At 67.6% G+C, this 3600-nt stretch carries 4 protein-coding genes; 2 read left to right on the forward strand and 2 right to left on the reverse strand.

Going from position 1 to position 3600, the window contains the following annotated elements; all coding sequences use genetic code 11:
• Positions 1-919 (reverse strand): alanine dehydrogenase (gene ald / locus A5663_RS15855; RefSeq protein ID WP_068150940.1); only part of this gene is annotated, 919 nt, incomplete at its 3' end.
• Between the two features lie 92 nt (positions 920-1011).
• On the opposite strand from ald, the gene A5663_RS15860 reads away from it, so the two are divergent.
• Both A5663_RS15860 and A5663_RS15865 read left to right on the forward strand, forming a co-directional pair.
• On the forward strand, positions 1012-1527 hold the full coding sequence (locus A5663_RS15860) for an Lrp/AsnC family transcriptional regulator (protein ID WP_068150943.1): 516 nt from the start codon (positions 1012-1014) through the stop codon (positions 1525-1527).
• 24 nt (positions 1528-1551) lie between these two features.
• Positions 1552-2727: a phytanoyl-CoA dioxygenase family protein gene (locus A5663_RS15865; protein WP_068150946.1), complete on the forward strand. Its 1176-nt coding sequence runs from the start codon at positions 1552-1554 to the stop codon at positions 2725-2727.
• A gap of 8 nt (positions 2728-2735) precedes the next feature.
• Here the strand turns inward: A5663_RS15865 and A5663_RS15870 are convergent.
• Positions 2736-3600: HNH endonuclease signature motif containing protein (locus tag A5663_RS15870; protein ID WP_156744506.1), on the reverse strand; the 865-nt coding region annotated here is incomplete at its 5' end.

Raw genomic sequence — 3600 nt, forward strand, 5'->3', positions numbered from 1 at the left:
GCGGCACGGCACCAGGCATGTTCGCGACGCAGTAGAAGGCGGTGTCGTGGACGCTGTAGGTCGGGTCGTCGTGGGTGGTGGGCCGCGAGTCCTCGAAGCAGCCGCCCTGGTCGATGGCGATGTCGACCAGCACCGCGCCGGGTTTCATCTGCGCGACGGTGGAGTTGGTGACGAGTGTGGGCGCCTTGGCGCCGGGCACCAGCACCGCGCCGATGACCAGGTCGGCGGCCTTGACCGCGTCTTCGAGGTCGAGCAGCGAGGAGTAGCGGGTCGCGATGCGCCCGCAGGACTCGGCGTCGAGTGCGCGCAGTTTGTCGACGTTGACGTCGAAGACCGTGACGTGGCCGCCCATCCCCGCCGCCACTCGTGCGGCGTTGTAGCCAGCGGTGCCCGCGCCGATCACGACGACCTCGGCGGTCGCGACGCCGGGCACGCCGCCCATCAGGACGCCGCGCCCACCATGGCTGCGCATGAGGTGGTAAGCGCCGACCTGAGCCGAGAGCCGGCCGGCGACCTCGCTCATCGGTGCGAGCAGCGGCAGGGCGCCGGCTGCGGTCTGGACGGTCTCATAGGCGATCGAGGTCGCGCCCGACTCGAGCAGCGCTTCGGTGCATGCCTTCGATGCGGCGAGGTGGAGGTAGGTGAACAACGTCTGGCCGCGGCGCAACCATGCGTACTCGGACTGGGTCGGCTCCTTGACCTTCAGCAGCAGCTCGGACTCAGCCCAGATCTGCTCTGGGCTGTCGATGAGTTGTGCGCCTGCGGTTTTGAAGTCGGCGTCGGAGATCGCCGAACCCTCGCCGGCGCCGGTCTGGATCACCACGTCGTGGCCGCGGCGCACCAGTTCGGCGACGCCGGCCGGTGTGATGGCGACGCGATATTCGTTGTTCTTGAGTTCGGTCGGGACGCCGACGCGCATAGCGGCTCCTCGTGTTGGGTTGCTCACTCAAGTCTGAATATCCTGCGGAATAGCGGCAACTGAACTGTTGAGAATTCTTTAGGCTCCCCGGTATGGCGACGGAATCTTCGACCAACACCCCCCGAGCGGCCGGTCAACCGAAGAATGTTCGACCGGTTGCGCTCGACGACGTGGACCGTCGCATCCTCGCGGCGTTGCACCGCGATGCACGGATGTCGAACAACGCGCTCGCCGACGTCGTGGGAATCGCACCGTCGACCTGCCACGGGCGGCTTCGACGACTCCAGGAACACGGGGTGATCCGCGGTTTCTTCACCGACATCGATCCGGCCGCCATCGGGCTGCCGCTGCAGGCGATGATCTCGGTGAGCCTGCAATCCAGCGCGCGGGGCAAAATTCGCAGCTTCATCCAGCAGATCCGCCGGAGGCCGCAGGTGATGGACGTCTACTTCCTCGCCGGGGCCGACGACTTCATCCTGCATGTCGCCGCGCGCGACACCGACGACCTGCGGTCGTTCGTGGTGGAGAACCTGAACGCCGACGCGGACGTCGCGGCCACTCAGACGTCGCTGATCTTCGAACATCTCCGCGGAGCTTCGCCGCTGTGAGGCGGCGGCGCGGATACTGACGAGGTGGGCGCGACCTTCTCGGAGTTTCACCGCGACGTGCTGCCGCGGGCCATCGCCGCGCGCGACGGGGGTGCCGCGGCGGCGCGCGACGTCGGCGGCGCCGGAAGGTCACTCGCGCTCCGGCTCGACGACGGAACCGCGTTCACGTACCGCACAACCGACTCCGGTGTGGCGATTGAAACGGGAGAGGACGCGGAGGTGGTCGCCGAACTCGACGCCACAGGCTTCGACGACCTGCTCAGCGAGCGTCGGTCGATCTTCGGTCTCTTCTTCGCCGGCCAACTGAGCGTGGTACGCGGCAGCCCCGAACGGTTCGTCGCCTGGGAGGCGGCGCTGACCAATCTGTGGTTCGGCCGGCTGATCTACGGCGTCGACGGCATCGACCTGCGCGACCGCGACGGCGGTCCGCTCGACGTGCACCGCACCTTCACAATGGCCGATGCCCACACCGAGATCGCCCATTTCCTGGACACCACCGGGTTCGCGGTGATCCGCGGCGTGTTCACCGGCGACGAGGTCGCCCAGTTGAGCGCCGAGGAGGGTCGGCTGCGGGCGATGGCCAGCCCCGACGACGGCCGGTCCTGGTGGGCCACGAATACCGACGGCGAGGAGGTCTGTTGCCGTCTGACGTATGCCAGTGAGCGCTCGGAGTTGATCGCCGAACTGCAGCATGATCCACGGCTGCTGTGGGTCGCGTCGTGGCATGGCGGGCCGATGCGACCGTCGCCCGACCGTCTCGACGGGTTCAGCGTGGTGATCAAGAACAGCGCGGTCGTCCAGGGCCTGTCCGACCTTCCCTGGCACCGCGACTGTGGGATGGGCGGCCAACCGGTGCTGTGCCCGACGCTGTTGATCGGCATCCAGCTCGACCGTGCCGACGCCGGCAACGGCCATCTCCGCTATCTCGCCGGCTCGCACCATCACACCAACCGCATCGACGAAGTGGCCCGCCATCCCGACTGGCCGACAGTTGGCGTCGTCGCAGACCCCGGCGACATCACCGTGCACTACTCGCACGTGCTGCACGTCGCACCACCTCCTACGAGCCCAGACGCTCATCGACGCACGCTGTACGTCGCGTTCAACAACCCCCGTGTTTTCGACGTGATCCCGCCCGGCAAGGGCTACAACGACGTCGTCTTCAGCCAGGGCGACGGCCGGGTTCGCGCCCCGATCTGAGCGCGGCATCACGGCGGCTCGGCGCTGTCGGCATCGTCGTCGGTGAGCATCCGTTCGGGATGGTGATACGTGTTGACCCTCGGCTGGCCTGTGTCCAGATGTGGCGGTGGAATCCATTGCGGGTGACCGTCTTTGCCCATGCGGGTGCTCCAGCCGCCGTCCTTGACGAGTCGGTTGTCCGGCCCGCAGGCCAATGCCTCGTTCAAGATGTCGGTGTCCCCGCCGGCGGCCCAGTCTTCGATGTGGTGCACCTGACACCAATAGCCCGGCGTGCTGCACCCCGGTTTGGTGCAGCCTCGGTCGCGTGCGTACAACACGATGCGCTGCCCGGGGCTCGCGAGCCGTTTCGAGCGGCCGAGGTACAGCGGCACCTCGTGGTGGTCGTCGAAGACGACGAGATAGTGCATGCTCTGACTGGCGAGTCGGATGACATCGCGCATCGGCAGCACCGACCCGCCACCCGTAACCGCCCTTCCCGCACCGGAATTCAACTCGCGCAACGTGGTGGTCACGATGATCGACGTCGGCAGCCCGTTATGCCGGCCCAGCTTTCCCGACGCCAGCAGGGCGCGACCCATGGCCTTCAACGCGTCGTGGTTGCGCTGTGACTGGGTCCGGCGGTCACGCCGCACGATGTCGTCGCTGGGAGTCCCATCGACGCAAGGGTTTTCGTCCTCCGGGTTGCACATGCCAGGCGCGGCAAGCTTCGCGAGCACCGCGTCGAGAACGGCACGAGCTTCGGGGTCGAGGTCCCCCCGTGCAGAACTCATCCCGTCGGGGCGCTGCCGTCCGAGTGTGAACCCGCGCTTCTGCGCGCGGTCCACGTCGGAAAAATCGCCGTCGGGGTTGAGGTAGGCCGCCAGCCGGTCGGCG

This window comes from Mycobacterium sp. E740, assembly GCF_001672895.1.
Classification (GTDB): domain Bacteria; phylum Actinomycetota; class Actinomycetes; order Mycobacteriales; family Mycobacteriaceae; genus Mycobacterium.